The organism is Lentzea flaviverrucosa, from assembly GCF_003350445.1.
Lineage (GTDB): Bacteria > Actinomycetota > Actinomycetes > Mycobacteriales > Pseudonocardiaceae > Lentzea > Lentzea californiensis.
On sequence record NZ_QQAU01000001.1, the window covers coordinates 679,349 to 699,227 of the forward strand.

Below are 19,879 nucleotides of genomic sequence, written 5' to 3' on the forward strand. Positions count from 1 at the left end.
ACCGTGTAATTCATTCCCCCAGATGCGCAGACCCCAGTGCGCTAGATGCCCCCGAGCTTTACTAGATCACCCTCCCATCTGCTCGAGCACGGCGGCGAGACTCGCTTGATCGATGTTGGCCAGCGGGAAGTCCGACGGAGTCACGCCGCCGGCTCCGGACTGGCAGTGCTCGACCAGCTCCTTCAGCACGGTCACGTAGCGGGTCGCGAGCCGCTGCACGGTCGCCTCCCGGTGCACGTTGGTGCTGAAATACCACTCGACCAGCAGGCGCCCGTCCGGCGTCTGCTCGGCTTCGATGTGCAGGAGGTGCGAACGGTTCCCCTGTTCGTTCTCCGTCGGTCCGCACAGGTCAGCGGAGAGTTCTTCGCGAATCAGGCCGACCGCGTCGTCGCCTGCCGCGTCAAACGCTCCAAGGTAGTTGAACAGAACTGGCCGCGCAGGCGCTTCGACAACATTGTCGTCGCGTTCCAGATAGCGGAGGATTCCGTAGCCGACGCCACGGCGCGGCACGGTGCGCAGCTGTTCCTTCACCGTCTTGATCAGCTCGCCGTCGTCACCGAAGCGCTGGTGACGCAGGCGCACGGGGAAGATCGACGTGAACCACCCGACGGTGCGGGACAGGTCGACCCCGTCGGCGATCGCCTCACGGCCGTGGCTCTCGAGGTCGATCGTGACGTCGCCGATGCCCGCCCACTCGCCCAGCGTCCTGACCAGAGCGGCCAGCAGCAGGTCGTTGATCTGCGTGCGGTAGGCCTTGTGGGCCTCGCCGAGCAACACCTCGGTGGACTTCGCGTCGAGCCAGGTGCGGACGGTCTCGGCCGACGCCTCGGTGTTGGCACCGTGGTCGTCGACGGGCACCGTCATGACCCGCTCGGTCTGCGCGGCCCAGTGGGCGCGTTCGGCTTCCGGGTTGTCGGCGCGCAGCACTTCGGCCCACTGCTGGTACGACGTCGTCTTCGGCCCGAGCGGTCCACCCCGGTAAGCGGTGTCCAGGTCCTCCAGCAGGACGTTCCACGCCACGCCGTCCATGACGAAGTGGTGCGCGGTGAGTCCCAGCCAGGCCGGTTCCGCGCCGCGGTCGAAGTAGAGCGCGGCGACGAGCGGACCCTCCGCCAGGCTCAACGACGTCTGCGCCCGCGTCATGTGCGCGACGACCTCGTCGTCGTCCCCGGCGGTGACGACGCGCAGCACCTGCGCCGGCTCGCCGTCGTTGTCCTGCACCCAGGTGTCCCCGTCCTGGCGGAACCTGATGCGCAGGGCGTCGTGGTGGGCGATGACGGAGTCGAGCGCCCGCGCGAGCTTCTCCGGGTCGGTGCCGGAGGCCAGTTCGTACACGCCGGACCAGTTCCAGTGGTCGCGGTCCGGGATGTCCTGCTCGACGAACCAGTGCTGGATCGGGGTGAGCGGGACGGGACCGGTGACGACACCCTGCTCCGCCAGCATGGCGGTCGGGGTGTCCCGCACGACAGGGGCCAGCTCGGCGATGGTCTGGTGTTCGAACACGTCCGCCACGTCGACGCCCAGGCCGGCGGCACGGGTGCGTGCCACGATCTGCAGGCTCAGGATCGAGTCGCCACCGAGCTCGAAGAAGTTGTCGTGCACGCCAACGCGTTCGAGGCCCAGCACCTGCGCCCACACCTCGGCCAGCACGTCCTCGACGGACGTCCGGGGTGCCTCGAAGACCTCGGACGTCGTCTCCGGCTCGGGGTCGGGCAGGCCCTTGCGGTCGACCTTGCCGTTCGGCGTGAGCGGCACCGACTCCAGCGCCACGAACACCGACGGGACGAGGTAGTCCGGCACGCGCTCGCGCAGCCAGGTCCGCAGTGCCTTCGAGCTGAACTCGCCTTCCGCGACGACGTACGCGACCAGGCGCTTGCCACCGTGCGGGCCGCCATCCCGTGCCACCACGACGACATCACGCACGTCGGGGTGGTCGCCGATGACGACCTCGACCTCACCGGGCTCGACCCGGTAACCGCGGATCTTGACCTGCTCGTCGACCCGGCCGAGGAACTCGATCGTCCCGTCGGCACGCCACCGAGCCCGGTCACCGGTCCGGTACAACCGGCCACCGTTCGTGCCGAAGACGTCCGGCACGAACCGTTCCGCGGTCAGGTCGGCCCGGTTCACGTAGCCCCGCGCCACACCCGGACCGCCGACCAGCAGCTCGCCGGGAACACCGACGGGGGCAGGCCGCATCGCGTCGTCGACGATGACGGCGCGGGCACCGGCCAGCGGGGTGCCGATGGGCACCACGGCCTGCGGGTGGTCGTCGCCGACCGGGTGGAAGATCGAGTCGATCGCCGCCTCGGTCACGCCGAACACGTTGCCCGGCACCGCGTTGGGCGCCACCTCGGCCACGGCGGTGGTGAGCGCGTCGTGCGTCCACATGTCCGTACCCGAGATCACCAGCCGCAGGCTGTCGATCGGGCCGGCCGTGCGGCAATGTGCCGCCAGGTCGCGCAGGAGCATGCCCGGGACGATCTCGGCGATCGCCACGGCGTCACTGGAAAGCGTGCTGTGCAACGACTCCACGGACACGTGTTCGTCGTGCGGCAGGAACACCACCGTCTGCCCGAACGCCAGCGCACGGGTCATGTCGCCGATGGACACGTCGAAACCGGGGCCCGACATCGACAACACCGCGCCAGGACCGCCCAGCTCGGCCAGTCCGTCACGCCATCCCGCCACGTACGACGAGAGTGCGCCGTGGGTCACGGCCACTCCCTTCGGTCGTCCGGTCGACCCCGACGTGTAGGCGATGTACGCCAACGCGTCCGGGTCGATCCGCACCGGCGGACCGTCGAGGACCGTGCCGTCCAGCACGAGCACCTCACCGGCGAACCCGGCGAGCTCGCCCGCGAGGCCTTCGGTGGTGACCGACGCGACCACACCGGCGTCGGCGAGCAGGAACGCGAGGCGTTCCTGCGGCAGGCCGGGGTTGACGGGCACGTACACGCCACCGCTGCGCAGCACGCCCTGGAAGGCGATCGCCAGGTCGATCCCGCGCGGCACCAGCACCGCCACCGGCGACTCCGCCGTCACGCCGGCGCGCTGGAGCCGTGCCGCCAGTCCGGCGGAGCGGGCGTCCAGTTCGGCGAACGTCAGGCGCTCGTCGCCGCACTTCGCGGCCACGGCACCGGTGCGTGCCCAGCTCTGGACCAGCTCGGGCACCGGCAGTTCGGCGATCGGCGCCGCCGTCTCGCCCTGCGCCACGAGCTGTGCGGCCTGTTCCGGACGCTGCAACGGCAGGTCGGCGACGGCCAGTCCGGGCTCGTGGGCGACGGCGGTGAGGACGACGACGAGCTGGTCGAGAACGCGTTCGACCGTGGCGGCGTCGAAGGCCGCCGTGGAGAACTCGGCCTCGATCTTGAGCGTGGCCTCCAGGTCGACCGCGAAGGTGAGCGGGTAGTTGCCCTGCTCCACCGACTCGACCGCGTCGGCCCACTCCTCGCCGCTGTCGGCGGGTGCCTCCTCCTGCGGGTAGTTGCCGAACACCACGATGCTGTCGAACAACCCGCGTCCGTGCGGCACCGCGGACCAGCGCTGGACGTCGACCAGCGGCGTGAACTCGAACCGTTGCAGCGCGACCTGGTTGTCCCGCAGCTCGTGCAGCCAGGCCGAGAACGGCGTCCTGCCGGGGATCTCGGCCCGCACGGGCAGCGTGTTGATGAACAGGCCGACCATCGACTCGACCCCGGCCAGATCAGCCGGACGACCCGACACGGTCAGGCCGAACACCACGTCGTCCTCACCCGAGCCGGCGGACAGGACCTTCGCCCACGCCGCCTGCACGACCGTCGACAACGTGACGCGCTCGCGCCGGGCCAGCTCGACGAGTCTGGCGGTGACGTCCTCCTCGAGGTGCGTGCGCCGCCGGTCCTGGGCGTAGTGGCTCGCGGCCAGGCGGTCCACCGGCAGTGTGGTGGGCGCCTCGAAGCCGTTCAGGTAGGTGCGCCAGAACCCTTCCGTGGCAGCGGGATCACGCTGGCCGAGCCACGCGATGTAGTCGCGGTACGGCCGCACCGGCGGCAAGGCCTGCCGCTGGTACGCGACGGACACCTCGTCCATGACGACGGGCAGGCTCCACCCGTCGCACAAACCCTGGTACAGGCCCCAGACGAGCCAGTTCCGACCGTTGCCCCGCTCGACGAGGTACAGGCGCGTCAGCGGCGGCCGGGCCAGGTCGAAACCGAGCGCGCGGTCGTCCGCCAGCAACTCCTGCAGCCGCAGCTGCTGTGCGGCTTCGTCAAGGTCCGACCAGTCATGGGCGGTCAGCGGAACGTCGACACCGGCCAGCACGATCTGCACCGGCTCGCTGACGCCTTCCCACACGAACCCGCTGCGCAACGCGGCGTGCCGGGAGATCACCTGACGCCAGGCACCGGCCAGCCGTCCGGCGTCGATCGAGCCGGCCAGGTCGTAGACGCCCTGACCCCAGTAGAGCCCGTCCCCCTCGTCGGGAGCGCCGACGACACCGAACAACATGCCCGACTGCACCGGCGCGAGCCGGTACACGTCCACAAGCGACGGATGGCGTCCCGTGAGCCCGTCGACCTCGTCCTGGGTGAGGGTGGCCAGCGGGAAGTCCGACGGCGTGAACCCGCCGACGGCCGAACGGCAGTGCGCGACCAGTTCGCGCAACGCCTCGACGTACCGGGCGGCAACCCGTTCGACGGTGGCGGTGTCGTGGTTGTTCGTCGAGTGGAACCACTCGATGGACAGCCGTCCGTCGGCGGTCTGCTGCACTTCGAGCTGCAACAAGTGCGACCGCTTGCCGCCCTCCCCTTCGCTCGGGCCGGCGAGGTCGCCGTCCAGCTCACGGCGGATCAGCCCGGCCGAGTCGTCGTTCCCGTCGTGCGCTCCGAGGTAGTTGAACAACACCGACCGATCCGGCACGTCGGCCAGGTCGTCCCGCAGCCAGCGCAACACCCCATAGCCCACACCGCGACGCGGAACCGCACGGAGTTCTTCCTTGACGGCCTTGATCGCCGTCGCGGGATCCTCCTGGTTCGTCAGACGCACCGGGAAGATCGAGGTGAACCAGCCGACCGTGCGCGACAGGTCCGCGCCTTCGCGGCCGTGGCTCTCCAGGTCGATCGTGACGTGGTCACTACCGGCCCACTCGCCCAGAGCTTGAGCGAGAGCGGTCAGCAGCAGGTCGTTGCCCTGCGTGCGATACGTCTTGTGCGCATCGCCGAGCAACGCCGCGGTCGTCTCGGCATCCAGCCACGACTGCACGATCGCCTCGGACGCATCGACGTTCGGTCCGCCGGCATCGCCCGGAAGCGTGACCACGTCCGCGGTCGCCGCCACCCAGTGCTCACGTTCAGCGCTGGGGTCGTCCTCCTGCAGCTGCAAGGCCCACTGCTGGAACGAGATCGTCTTCGGCGGGAGCGCACCGCCCTGGTAGGCGGTCTCCAGGTCCTCCAGCAGGACGTTCCACGAGACGCCGTCCATCACCAGGTGGTGCACCGTCAGACCGAGCCACGCGGGCTGGTCGCCGCGGTCGAAGTAGACGGCGGCGAGCAGCGGGCCATCGGCCAGTCGCAACGACTTCTGCGCCGCGGTCATCTCCGCGACCACATCTCCGCCGGTGACGCGCAGGAACCCGCCACCGTCGACCGGAGCGTTGTGCTGGCCGTCCGCGCTGAAGCGGATCCGGAGCGCGTCGTGGTGTGCGACGAGGAGGTCGAGCGCCCGGCCCAGCCGATCGGGATCGGTACCGGGTGCCAGCTCGAACATGCCCGACCAGTTCCAGTGGTCGCGGTCAGGGATGTCCTGCGCCAGGAACCACCGCTGGATCGGTGTGAACGGGACGGGTCCGGTAACCACGCCCTGCTCGGCCAGGGACTCCGCCGGAGCATCGCGAACGGCCGACGCCAGCTCTGCCACCGACTGGTGCGCGAACACGTCCGCCACGTCGATGCCGAGTCCGGCGGCACGAACCCGCGCCACGATCTGCAGGCTCAGGATCGAGTCGCCACCGAGCTCGAAGAAGTTGTCGTGCACGCCCACGCGTTCGACGCCGAGCACGCCGCTCCACACCGCCGCGAGGGTCTCCTCGGCCGCGGTCCGGGGCGCGACGTACTGCTCACCGGCCGACTCGGGCTCCGGGTCGGGCAGTCCTCGCCGGTCGACCTTGCCGTTCGGCGTCAGCGGCAACCTGTCCAGCGCCACGAACACCGACGGCACCAGGTAGTCCGGCACTCGCTCGCGCAACCACGCTCGCAACGCCGAACCGCTGAACTCGCCTTCCGCAACGACGTACGCGACCAGTCGCTTACCACCGTGCGGGCCGCCATCGCGTGCCACGACAACAACATCACGAACGTCCGGGTGGTCACCGATGACGACCTCGACCTCGCCCGGCTCGACCCGATAGCCACGGATCTTCACCTGCTCGTCGACACGACCCAGGAACTCGATCTTGCCGTCAGCACGCCACCTGGCCCGGTCACCCGTGCGGTACAACCGGCCGCCGGACCCACCGAACACATCGGGAACGAACCGCTCCGAGGTCAGGTCAGGCCGGCCCACGTAACCCTGGGCCACACCCGGACCGCCGACCAGCAACTCACCCGGCACTCCAACGGGAGCGGGCCGCAACGACCCGTCCACCACGAACGCCTGAGCACCCGCCAACGGCGTACCGATCGGCACCACGGCGGCAGGGTGGTCCTCGCCGACCGGGTGGAAGATCGAGTCGATGGCCGCCTCGGTCACACCGAACACGTTGCCCGGCACCGCGTTCGGCGCTACTTCGGCCACAGCCGAAGTCAACGCGTCATGCGTCCACATGTCGGTTCCGGAGATCACCAGCCGCAGACTCTCGACGGGGCCGGCCGTCCGGCAGTGCGCCGCCAGGTCACGCAGGAGCATGCCCGGCACGATCTCGGCGATCGCAACATCGTGCGCTCGCAGCGTGTGGTGCAACGACTCGACCGACACGTGTTCGTCGTGCGGCAGGAAGACCACCGTCTGACCGAACGCCAGCGCCCGAGTCATGTCACCGATCGACACGTCGAACCCAGGACCCGACATCGACAACACCGTGCCGGGACCACCCAGATCGGCGAGCCCTTCCCGCCATCCCGCCACGTACGACGACAACGCGCCATGAGAGACCGCTACGCCCTTAGGACGTCCAGTCGACCCCGACGTGTAAGCCACGTAAGCCAATGCACCGGCATCGATGCGGATCGGTGCCGCGTCGAGAACCGGAGACGCGTCGTCCAGCACCAGCACCTCGCCGGTGAAGCCGGCCAGCTCACCGGCCAGCGCCGCAGTCGTGACCGCGACAACTGCACCGACGTCCGCCAGCAAGAACGCGAGACGTTCGGCCGGAAGGCCGGGGTTGATCGGCACGTACACGCCACCAGCGCGCAGCACGCCCTGGAAAGCGACAGCCAGTTCAAGCCCGCGCGGCACCAGGACGGCGACCGGCGACTCCAAGGACACACCGGCTCGCTGAAGCCGGGCGGCCAGCGAGTCCGCCCGGACACCCAGCTCGGCGAACGTGAGCCGTTCGCCGCCGCAGATCACGGCGACCTCGGCAGGGGCCTGGCCGGCGATCAGGTCCGGCACCGGCAGTTCGGCCACCGGCGTGGCGGTGCTGCCCCACGCGGTGATCTCGGCGGCCCGCTCCGGGCGGTGCAGCGGAACGTCCTGCACCCGCAGGCCCGGACGCTGCGCCACCGCGGTCAGCACGACCACCAGCTGGTCGAGGATCCGCTCGATCGTGACCGCGTCGAACGCCGCCGTGGAGAACTCCGCCTCGATCTTGAGCGTGGACTCCAGGTCGACCGCGAAGGTGAGCGGGTAGTTGCCCTGCTCCACCGACTCGGTGGCCTGCAACCAGTCCTCGCCCAGGTCCTCCGGCAGTTCCTCCTGCGGGTAGTTGCCGAACACCACGATGCTGTCGAACAACGCACGGCCGTGCGGCACGGCAGACCACCGCTGCACGTCGACCAACGGCGTGAACTCGAACCGTTGCACCGAGACCTGGTTGTCCCGCAGGTCGTGCAGCCACGACGTGAACGGCACGTCCGCGGGCACGACCGTCCGGACGGGCAGTGTGTTGATGAACAGGCCGACGATCGACTCGACCCCGGCCAGGTCGGCCGGGCGGCCCGACACGGTCAGGCCGAACACCACGTCGTCCTCACCCGAGGTGTCCGCGAGGACCTTGGCCCACGCGGCCTGCACGACCGTCGACAACGTAACGCGTTCGCGCCGTGCCAGCGCCACCAGTTCGGCGGTCACACCCTCGTCGAGGTGCGTGCGCCGGCGGTCCTGGGCGTAGTGGCTCGCGGCCAGCCGGTCGGCGGGCAGCGAGGTCGGCGCCTCGAACCCCGCCAGGTACTCGCGCCAGAAGGCTTCCGGCTCGGCCGGGTCACGCCCGTCGAGCCACGCGATGAAGTCCCGGTAGGGCCGGGTCGGTTCGAGTGCGCCGCCCTGGTAGGCCGCGGACACCTCGTCCATCACGACGGGCAGGCTCCACCCGTCGCACAAACCCTGGTACAGCCCCCACACCAGCCAGTTCTGCCCGTTGCCCCTGTCCACGACGTAGAGCCGCATCAACGGCGGCCGGGCCAGGTCGAACCCGAGCGCGCGGTCGTCCGCCAGCAACTCTTCCAACCGCACCTGTTGTGCGGCCTCGTCGAGAGCCGACCAGTCGCGGGTCGTCAGAGGCACGTCGACGTCGCCGAGCACCACCTGAACCGGCTCCGCCACGCCCTCCCACACGAAACCGCTCCGCAGGGACGCGTGCCGGGCGATCACCGCACGCCACGCCGCCGCGAACCGCTCCACGTCGATCGGGCCCGCGAGGTCGTACACGCTCTGACCCCAGTAGAGCCCGTCGACAGGAGAGCCCACGACACCGAACAACATGCCGGACTGCACCGGAGCCAACCGGTACACGTCCACCAGCGGACAACGCGCCGCGAGCCCGTCGACCTCAGGCTGGGTCAGCGCCGCCAGCGGGAAGTCCGACGGCGTGAAACCGCTGGCGGACCGGCAATGCGCGACCAACTCGCGCAACGCCTCGACGTACCGGGCCGCAACCCGCTCGACGGTCGCGGTGTCGTGAACAGCGCTGGAGTGGAACCACTCGATGGACAACCGTCCGTCAGCGCTCTGCTGCACTTCGAGCTGCAACAGGTGCGACCGCGTCCCGCCCTCGCCCTCGGTCGGGCCGGCGAGGTCGCCGTCCAGCTCACGACGGATCAACCCGGCCGGGTCGTCGTTGCCGTCGTACGCGCCGAGGTAGTTGAACAGCACCGGACGCTCCGGCACGTCGACCAGTTGCAACGCGCCGTAGCCCACACCAAGGCGCGGAACAGCACGCAACTCCTCCTTGACCGCCTTGATCGCCGCATCGGGTTCGTCGTGACGGCTCAGCCGCACCGGGAAGATCGACGTGAACCAGCCGACCGTGCGCGACAGATCCGCACCCTCACGGCCGTGGCTCTCCAGATCGATCGTCACGTGATCGCTGCCGGCCCACTCCCCCAAAGCCTGGGCCAGAGCCGTCAGCAACAGGTCGTTGCCCTGCGTCCGGTACGCCTTGTGCGCGTCACCGAGCAGAGTCGCCGTCGTCTCGGCGTCCAGCCAGGACTGCACGATCGCCTCGGACGCGTCCGTGTTCGTCCCGTCGCCGTCGGCCGGAAGCGTGACCACGTCCGCGGTCGCCGCCGTCCAGTGCTCACGTTCAGCGCCGGCGTCGATGGTCTGGAGCTGTTCGGCCCACGCCTTGAACGAGGTCGTCTTCGGCGCCAGCACACCGCCCCGGTAGGCGATGTCGATGTCTTCCAACAGGATGTTCCACGACACCCCGTCCATCACCAGGTGGTGCACCGTCAACCCGAGCCATGCCGGCTGCGGGCCACGGTCGAAGAACACAGCCGCCACCAGCGGGCCGTCGGCCAGTCGCAACGACTTCTGCGCCACGGTCATCTCCGCGACGACGTCGTGGTCGCCCTCGACCACACGCAGGACCCCGGTCTCCACCGGCGCGTTGTACTGGCCGTCCGGGGTGAACCGGATGCGCAACGCGTCGTGGTGCACCAGCACCGCGTCCAACGCCGACGCGAGGCGACCGGCATCGGTGCCCGGTGCCAGCTCGAACATGCCGGACCAGTTCCAGTGGTCCCGGTCCGGGATGTCCTGCGCCAGGAACCAGCGCTGGATCGGCGTGAACGGAATCGGACCCGTGACCACACCCTGTTCGGCCGACGACTCCGCCGGAGCGTCACGCACAGCAAGCGCGAGTTCGGCGATGGTCTGGTGGGCGAACACGTCCGCTACATCCACACCCAGACCAGCGGCACGAACACGCGCCACGATCTGCAGACTCAGGATCGAGTCGCCACCCAGCTCGAAGAAGTTGTCGTGCACGCCAACGCGTTCCGCACCGAGCACCTGCGACCAGACCGCGGCCAGGGCTTCCTCGGCAGCGGTCCTCGGCGCGACGTACGCCTCGCCGGAGGTCTCGGGCTCCGGGTCGGGCAGACCACGCCGATCGACCTTCCCGTTCGGCGTCAGCGGCAACCTGTCGAGCGCCACGAACACCGACGGCACAAGGTAGTCCGGCACCCGCTCGCGCAACCACGACCGCAGCACCGAACCGCTGAACTCACCCTCCGCCACGACATACGCGACCAGGCGCTTACCGCCGTGAGGCCCACCATCACGAGCCACCACAACAACATCACGAACGTCCGGGTGGTCACCGATGACGACCTCGACCTCACCCGGTTCGACGCGGTAACCGCGGATCTTCACCTGCTCGTCGACACGACCCAGGAACTCGATCGTCCCGTCAGCACGCCACCGAGCCCGGTCACCGGTGCGGTACAACCGCCCACCGGCCGGACCGGGCACGAACCGCTCCGCCGTCAGATCCGGACGTCCCACATAACCCTGGGCCAGACCGGAACCACCGACCAGCAACTCACCCGGCACCCCGACCGGAACCGGCCGCAACGACCCGTCCACCACGAAAGCCTGAGCGCCCGCCAACGGTGTACCGATCGGCACCACGGCAGCAGGATGATCGTCACCCACCGGGTGGAAGATCGAGTCGATCGCCGCCTCGGTCACACCGAACACGTTGCCCGGCACCGCATTCGGTGCCACCTCGGCCACAGCCGACGTCAACGCGTCATGCGTCCACAGATCGGTACCGGAGATCACCAGGCGGAGGCTTTCCACCGGACCGGCGGTCCGGGAGTAAGCCGCCAGGTCGCGCAACAACATGCCCGGCACGATCTCCGCGACCTCGACCGAGTGCTCGACCAAGGTGTGGTGCAACGACTCCACGGTCACGTGCTCGTCGTGCGGCAGGAACACGAGGCGCTGACCGAACGCCAAGGCCCGCGTCATGTCGCCGATCGACACGTCGAACCCAGGCCCCGACATCGACAACACCGCACCCGGACCACCCAGCTCGGCCAGGCCATCACGCCATCCCGCCACGTACGACGACAGCGCGGCATGGGTCACCGCCACGCCCTTGGGACGTCCCGTCGAGCCCGACGTGTAAGCGAGGTACGCCAGAGCGTTCGGATCGACCGGAGCAAGCGGTTCACCAGGCTCCGCGGATACGTCGTCCACCAGCAGCACTTCCCCGGTGAACCCGTCCAGAGCCGAAGTCGTGACAGCGGCGACCACGCCAGCGTCGGCCAGCAGGAACGCCAGCCGTTCCGCGGGAAGCCCAGGGTTGATCGGCACGTACACGCCACCAGAGCGCAACACGCCCTGGAACGCGACCGCCAGCTCGATGCCGCGCGGCACCAGCACCGCCACCGGCGATCCCACCGTCACGCCGGCCCGCTGAAGCCGTGCGGCCAGCGCGTCGGCCCGAGCACCCAGCAGGTCGAACGTGAGGCTTTCAGCGCCGCAGACCACCGCCACGGCATCCGGGGTCGAGTGAGCCCAGCCGTAGACGAGGTCGGGCACCGGCAGTTCGACCGCCGGTTCCGGAGTCCTCCCCCACGCCACAAGCTCCGCTGCCTGCTCGGGACGCTGCAACGGCACGTCACCGACCGCGAGCTCCGGCTGTTCCGCGACCACGGTGAGCACGACCACCAGCTGGTCGAGGATCCGTTCGACCGTGACCGCGTCGAAGGCGGCCGTGGAGAACTCGGCCTCGATCTTGAGCGTGGCCTCCAGGTCCACCGCGAAGGTGAGCGGGTAGTTGCCCTGCTCCACCGACTCGGTGGCCTGCACCCCTCCCAGGTCCTCCGGCAGCTCCTCCTGGGGGAAGTTGCCGAACACCACGATGCTGTCGAACAACGCACGGCCGTGCGGCACGGCGGACCACCGCTGAACGTCGACCAGCGGCGTGTACTCGAACCGTTGCAGCGCAACCTGGTTGTCCCGCAGAGCGGGCAACCACGCGGCGAACGAAGTGTCGACCGGTACCGCTGCCCGCACGGGCAGCGTGTTGATGAACAGGCCGACCATCGACTCGACACCGGCCAGGTCGGCCGGACGACCCGACACGGTCAGGCCGAACACCACGTCGTCCTCGCCGGACGACGCGGACAGGACCTTGGCCCACGCCGCCTGCACGACCGTCGACAACGTCACGCGCTGACGACGCGCCAACTCCACCAGCCCGGCGGTGACGCTCTCGCTCAGGTGCGTGCGCCGGCGGTCCTGGGCGTAGTGGCTCGCGGCCAGCCGGTCGACCGGAAGTGCCGTCGGTGCCTCGAAACCATCGAGGTACGTGCGCCAGAAACCTTCCGTCGCAGCAGTGTCGCGCTGACCGAGCCATGCGATGTAGTCGCGGTACGGCCGCACCGGCGGCAACGCCTGCCGCTGGTAGGCGGCCGACACCTCGTCCATGACGACGGGCAGGCTCCACCCGTCGCACAAGCCCTGGTACAGCCCCCACACCAGCCAGTTCTGCCCGTTGCCCCGGTCTACGAGGTAGAGCCGGATGAGCGGCGGGCGGGCGAGGTCGAACCCGAGCGCGCGGTCGTGGTCCAGGAGTTCCTGGAGCCGGTCCTGTTGTGCGGCCTCGTCGAGGCCCGACCAGTCGTGGGTCGTCAACGGCACGTCGACGTCGGTTGGCACGACCTGCACGGGTTCGTTGACGCCCTCCCACACGAACCCGCTGCGCAGCGGCGCGTGCCGGCCGATCACCTCACGCCAGGCCGCCGCCAGCCGTTCGGCGTCGATCGGGCCGGCCAGGTCGTAGACGTTCTGCGCCCAGTAGAGGCCGTCGACAGGAGAGCCCACGACACCGAACAGCATGCCGGACTGCACCGGCGACAACCGGTACACGTCCGCCAGCGGATAACGCTCCGCCAGCAGGTCGACCTCCGGCTGGGCCAGCGCCGCCAACGGGAAGTCCGACGGCGTGAAACCGCTGGCGGACCGGCAGTGCGCGACCAGTTCCCGCAACGCCTCGACGTACCGGGCCGCAACCCGTTCGACGGTCGCGGTGTCGTGAACAGCGCTGGAGTGGAACCACTCGATGGACAACCGTCCGTCGGCGCTCTGCTGCACCTCGAGCTGCAACAGGTGCGACCGCGTCCCACCCTCGCCCTCACTCGGCCCCGCCAGGTCGGCGGAAAGCTCCCGCCGGATCAGCCCCGTCGAGTCGGCGGCGTCGTGCGCTCCGAGGTAGTTGAACAGCACCGGACGCTCCGGCACATCGGCCAGATCACCCTGCAACCAACGCAACGCACCGTAGCCGACACCGCGGCGCGGAACAGCCCGCAGCTCTTCCTTGACGGCCTTGATCGCCGCCGCCGGATCGCTCTCGTGCGTGAGCCGCACCGGGAAGATCGACGTGAACCAGCCGACCGTGCGCGACAGGTCCGCGCCTTCACGGCCGTGGCTCTCCAAGTCGATCGTCACGTGATCGCTGCCGGCCCACTCGCCCAAAGCCTGGGCCAGCGCGGTCAACAGCAGATCATTGCCCTGCGTGCGATAAGCCCTGTGCGCATCGCCCAGCAACGCCGCCGTCGTCTCGGCATCCAGCCACGACTGCACGACCGCGCCGGACGCCTCGGAGTTCGGTCCGTGCCCATCCACCGGAACGACCGTGACGTCCGCGGTCGCAGCGACCCAGTGGTCGCGCTCGTCCGCGGCGTCGATGGTCTGGAGCTGCTCGGCCCAGGCCTGGAACGAGGTCGTCTTCGGCGGGAGCGAACCGCCTTGGTAAGCCGTGTCGAGGTCCTCAAGCAGCACGTTCCACGACACGCCGTCCATCACCAGGTGGTGCACGGTCAAACCCAGCCACGCGGGCTGGTCGCCACGGTCGAAGTAGACGGCGGCCAGCAGCGGACCATCGGCCAGACGCAACGACTTCTGCGCGGCCGTCATCTCCGCGACCACGTCATCCACGGCAACGACACGAAGACCGTTGAAGGCCTCGACACCGGCGTTGTGCTGGCCGTCGGGCGTGAACCGGACGCGCAGCGCGTCGTGGTGAACGACCAGTGCCTCGAGCGCCTGCCCGAGCCGGCCGGGATCGGTGCCCGGTGCCAGCTCGAACATGCCCGACCAGTTCCAGTGGTCCCGGTCCGGGATGTCCTGCGCCAGGAACCAGCGCTGGATCGGCGTGAACGGAATCGGACCCGTGACCACACCCTGCTCGGCCGACGACTCCGCCGGAGCATCCCGCACGACGAGAGCGAGTTCGGCGACGGTCTGGTGGGCGAACACGTCGGCCACGTCCACACCCAGACCAGCGGCACGAACACGCGCCACGATCTGCAGACTCAGGATCGAGTCGCCACCCAGTTCGAAGAAGTTGTCCAGCACACCAACGCGCTCGACACCGAGCACGCCACTCCACACCGCCGCGAGAGTCTCCTCAGCAGCGGTCCGGGGCGCGACATACGCCTCACCCGACGTCTCGGGCTCCGGGTCCGGCAGACCGCGACGGTCCACCTTCCCGTTCGGCGTCAGGGGAAGGCGATCCAGCGCGACGAACACCGACGGCACGAGGTAGTCCGGCACTCGTTCCCGCAGCCATGCCCGCAGCACCGAACCGCTGAACTCACCCTCCGCGACGACGTACGCGACCAGGCGCTTACCGCCGTGAGGCCCACCTTCACGAGCCACCACCACGACATCACGCACATCGGGATGGTCGCCGATGACGACCTCGACCTCACCGGGCTCAACCCGGTAACCGCGGATCTTCACCTGCTCATCGACACGACCCAGGAACTCGATCGTCCCGTCAGCACGCCACCGGGCACGGTCACCAGTGCGGTAGAGGCGCTCACCAGAACCGGTGAACAGATCCGGGACGAACCGCTCCGCCGTCAGGTCCGGCCGGCCCACATACCCCTGGGCCACACCCGAACCACCGACGAGCAACTCGCCCGGCACGCCGACCGGCGCCGGTCGCAACGACCCGTCCACCACGAAGGCCTGAGCACCGGCCAACGGCGTACCGATCGGCACCACCGCCGCCGGGTGGTCCTCGGTGACGGCGTGGAAGATCGAGTCGATTGCCGCCTCGGTCACACCGAACACGTTGCCCGGCACCGCATTCGGCGCCACCTCGCGCACAGCGGCCGTCAACGCGTCATGCGTCCACAGGTCGGTACCCGAGATCACCAGCCGAAGGCTCTCCACCGGCCCAGCCGTCCGGGAGTAGGCCGCCAGGTCACGCAACAGCATGCCCGGCACGATCTCCGCGACCTCGACGTCGTGGTCGACCAGCGTGCGGTGCAGCGACTCCACCGTCACGTGCTCGTCGTGCGGCAAGAACACCACGCGCTGTCCGAAGGCCAACGCCCGTGTCATGTCACCGATCGACACGTCGAACCCAGGCCCGGACATCGACAGCACCGCACCCGGACCGCCCAGCGCACGCAGTCCGTCACGCCACCCGGCCACGTACGACGAGAGCGCGCCATGGGTCACCGCGACGCCCTTGGGACGTCCCGTGGAACCCGACGTGTAAGCGATGTACGCCAACGAGTTCGGGTCGACCGGAGCGAGCTCACCGACGACGGCGGACTCGTCGTTCACCAGCAGCACTTCCCCGGTGAACCCGTCCAGAGCCGAAGTCGTGACAGCGGCGACCACACCGGCATCGGCCAGCAGGAACGCCAGCCGTTCCGCGGGAAGCCCAGGGTTGATCGGCACGTACACGCCACCAGAGCGCAACACGCCCTGGAACGCAACGGCCAGCTCAAGACCACGTGGCACCAGCACGGCGACCGGTGATCCCACCGTCACACCGGCTCGGCGCAGACGTGTGGCAAGGGAATCGGCCCGAGCGTTCAGTTCCGCGAACGTCAGCTGCTCGTCACCGCACACCACGGCGACGTCGGACGAACCCCAGCCGGCGATCAGGTCGGGCACCGGCAGTTCGGCGGACGGCACGGGGGTCGCGCCCCACGCCACCAGCTCCGCAGCCTGGCCGGGACGCTGCACGGGCACGTCGCGGACCGCGAGCTCCGGCTGCTCCGCCACCGCGGTCAGCACCACAGCGAGCTGGTCGAGGATCCGCTCGACCGTGACGGCGTCGAACGCGGCCGTCGAGAACTCCGCCTCGACGCGCAGCGTGCGCTCCAGGTCGACGGCGAACGTCAGCGGGTAGTTGCCCTGCTCCACCGAGTCGGCGGCCTGCACCCCTCCCAGGTCCTCCGGCAACTCCTCCTGCGGGTAGTTGCCGAACACCACGATGGAGTCGAACAACGCACGGCCGTGCGGCACCTCGGACCACCGCTGCACGTCGACCAGCGGCGTGTACTCGAACCGTTGCAGCGCAACCTGGTCGTCCTGCAACCTCGGCAGCCAGGCCGCGAACGTCATGTCCGTCGGCACCACGGCCCGGACCGGCAGCGTGTTGATGAACAACCCGACCATCGACTCCACACCGGCCAGGTCGGCCGGACGGCCGGACACGGTCAGGCCGAAGATCACGTCGTCGTCACCCGAGTACGTCGACAGCAGCAGCGCCCACGCCGCCTGGACGACCGTCGACAACGTCACGCGCTCGCGGCGCGCCAGCTCGACCAGCCTGCCGGTGACGGTCTCGTCCAGGCTCAGGCGACGCCGGTCCTGCTCGTAGTGGCTCGCGGCCAGCCGGTCGGCCGGAAGTGCCGTGGGAGCCTCGAAACCGGCCAGGTGCGTGCGCCAGAACCCTTCGGACTCGGCCGGGTCACGCCGGCCCAGCCACGCGATGAAGTCCCGGTAGGACCGCACCGGCTCCAGCGTCCGGCCCTGGTAGAGGGCGGACACCTCGTCCATCACGACGGGCAGGCTCCACCCGTCGCACAAGCCCTGGTACAGGCCCCACACCAGCCACAACCGGCCCTCGCCGCGGTCCACCAGGTACAGGCGGGTCAACGGCGGCGCGGCGAGGTCGAAGCCCAGCGCGCGGTCCTCGTCGAGCAGCGCCCGCAACCGCTCCTGCTGCTCGACGTCGCCGAGTCGAGACCAGTCCCGCTGCTCGAGCGGGACGTCGACGTCGGCCAGCACGACCTGCACGGGTTCGCTGACGCCCTCCCACACGAACCCGCTGCGCAACGCGGCGTGCCGGGCGATCACCTGGCGCCAGGCACCGGCCAGCCGATCGGCGTCCAGCGGCCCCGTCAGGTCGTAAACCCCTTGGCCCCAGTAGAGCCCGTCGACGGGAGAACCCGCGACACCGAACAACATGCCCGACTGCACCGGCGCCAGCCGATGCACGTCCGCCAGCGGGTAACGCTCCGAAAGCCCGTCCACCTCGGGCTGGGTCAGCGACGCCAGCGGGAAGTCCGACGGCGTGAAGCCCGTGGCCCCGGACCGGCAGTGCGCCACCAGCCGGCGCAACGCCTCGACGTAGCGCGCGGCGACACGTTCGACGGTGGCCATGTCGTGCAGGTTGTGGCTGAAGTGCCAGTCGACCTGCAGGCGTCCGTCCGAGTCCTGCTCCGCCTCGATCTGCAGGACGTGCGAGCGCGTCCCGCCCGGTCCCTCGCTCGGACCGGCCAGCTCGGCGGGCAGTTCCCGGCGGATCAGCCCCAGCGAGTCGACGGCGTCGAACGCACCGAGGTAGTTGAACAGCACCGGACGCTCCGGCACATCGGCCAGATCACCGTGCAGCCAGCGCAGCGCGCCATAACCGACACCTCGGCGCGGAACAGCCCGCAGCTCTTCCTTGACGGCCTTGATCGCCGCCGCCGGATCGCTCTCGTGCGTGAGCCGCACCGGGAAGATCGACGTGAAGTACCCGACGGTGCGCGACAGGTCCACGCCGTCCGCCACCGCCTCACGGCCGTGGCTCTCCAGGTCCACCGTCACGTGGCCGCTACCGGCCCACTCGCCCAATGCCTGGGCGAGAGCGGCCAGCAGCAGGTCGTTGGCCTGGGTGCGGTAAGCGCGGTGGGCGTCGCCCAGCAGCGCGGCGGTGGTGGCGGCGTCCAGCCACGACCGCACGACACCGGCCGAGGTCTCGGTGTTGGGGCCGTCCTGGTCCTGCGGCACCGCCACGACGTCCGCGGTCTGGGCCAGCCAGGTCTCCCGCTCGTCCTGAGCGTCCAGGTCCCGCAGCACCTCGGCCCACTGCTGGAACGAGGTCGTCTTCGGCCCGAGCTCCCGGCCCGCGTAGACCGCGTCGAGGTCCTCCAGCAAGACGTTCCACGACACCCCGTCCATCACGAGGTGGTGCACGGTCAAACCGAGCCACGCGGGCTGATCACCGCGGTCGAAGAACACGGCGGCCATCAGCGGGCCATCGGCCAGGCGCAACGACGTCTGCGCCGTGGTCATCTCCGCGACCACGGTCTCGTCGCCCTCGACCACCCGCAGCACCGCGCTGCCGTCGACCGGCGCCAGGTACTGGCTCTCCGGCGTGAAACGGAGGCGCAGCGCGTCGTGATGAGCGATCAGGACGTCGAGCGCCTGCCCCAGCCGTTCCGGGTCGGTGCCGGGCGCGAGCTCGAACATGCCGGACCAGTTCCAGTGGTCCCGGTTCGGGATGTCCTGTGCCAGGAACCAGTGCTGGATCGGCGTCAGCGGCACGGGTCCGGTGACGACGCCCTGCTCGGCCAGGGTCACCGCCGGCGTGTCACGCACGACGGCGGCCAGTGCGGCGACCGTCTGGTGGGCGAACACGTCCGCCACGTCGACACCCAGACCGGCCGCACGAGTACGCGCCACGATCTGCAGACTCAGGATCGAGTCGCCGCCCAGCTCGAAGAAGTTGTCGTGCACGCCGACGCGTTCAACACCGAGCACGCCACTCCACACCGCCGCAAGCGTTTCCTCCGCGGCGGTCCGAGGTGCGACATAGTCCTCACCCGTCGTCTCGGGCTCGGGATCGAGCAGACCGCGCCGGTCCACCTTCCCGTTGGGCGTCAGCGGCAACCTGTCCAACGCCACGAACACCGACGGCACAAGGTAATCCGGCACGCGCTCACGCAGCCAGGCACGCAACGCCGAACCACTGAACTCGCCTTCCGCGACGACATACGCAACGAGGCGCTTGCCACCGTGCGGCCCACCATCACGAGCCACCACAACCACATCACGCACGTCCGGGTGGTCGCCGATGACGACCTCGACCTCACCAGGCTCAACCCGGTAACCACGGATCTTGACCTGCTCGTCGACGCGCCCGAGGAACTCGATCGTGCCGTCCGCACGCCACCGAGCCCGGTCACCAGTGCGGTAAAGCCGCTCACCAGAATTAGAGAACAGGTCGGGCACGAACCGCGCCGAGGTCAGGTCGGGACGTCCCAGGTAGCCGCGCGCCACACCGGCGCCACCGACCAGCAGTTCGCCCGGAACACCCACGGGAACGGGCCGCAGCGCGGAGTCGACGACGACCGCGCGGGCACCGGCCAGCGGCGTGCCGATGGGCACCACGGCAGCGGGGTGGTCCTCCGTCACGGCGTGGAAGATCGAGTCG

The 19,879-nt window shown here is 69.7% G+C and carries 1 protein-coding gene (only partly in view); it reads right to left on the reverse strand.

The window, feature by feature from the left end:
- Positions 1-66: 66 nt before the first annotated feature.
- Positions 67-19,879, reverse strand: partial view of a non-ribosomal peptide synthase/polyketide synthase gene (locus DFR72_RS03280; protein WP_114773586.1) — the 3' portion only. 11,078 nt of this gene lie beyond the right edge of the window; the window shows 19,813 of its 30,891 coding nt (coding positions 11,079-30,891); its start codon lies off the right edge, out of view; its stop codon occupies positions 67-69.